The organism is Microvirga antarctica (assembly GCF_017921815.1).
Lineage (GTDB): Bacteria > Pseudomonadota > Alphaproteobacteria > Rhizobiales > Beijerinckiaceae > Microvirga > Microvirga antarctica.
Genome location: NZ_JAGEMM010000070.1, coordinates 1 through 291 on the forward strand (window position 1 = coordinate 1; position 291 = coordinate 291).

Consider the following 291-nt stretch of genomic DNA (forward strand, 5'->3'; position numbering starts at 1 on the left):
ATCGCACAGCCTGCGCCAACCACCGGAAAGATGGCGGCTGAAATGCCTCCACAGCAGCCAACAAAGAATAATATGTAGCGACGGCGACTGGTTATATGGCAAGTCGAACTGTTCAAGTTGCGTAAACAACCACCCCGCAACGCCGGAAACAGGCGGACGCGTAAAACTAAACTGTAAAGGGAAAAGTAGAAATCCAACGCAGGCTATAACTGACGCCAGTACCAGACGGCGCACCAGCCGACATTGTTCAAAGCTTGTCGCGCAGATAAATAGTGACAGCCCATAGAGCAA

General features: G+C 51.2%; 1 protein-coding gene. It reads right to left on the reverse strand.

Annotated features, from left to right (window positions below):
• The coding region (locus J4G32_RS20895; RefSeq protein ID WP_485020565.1) for a phosphatase PAP2 family protein at nucleotides 1–291 on the reverse strand (291 nt) is incomplete at both ends.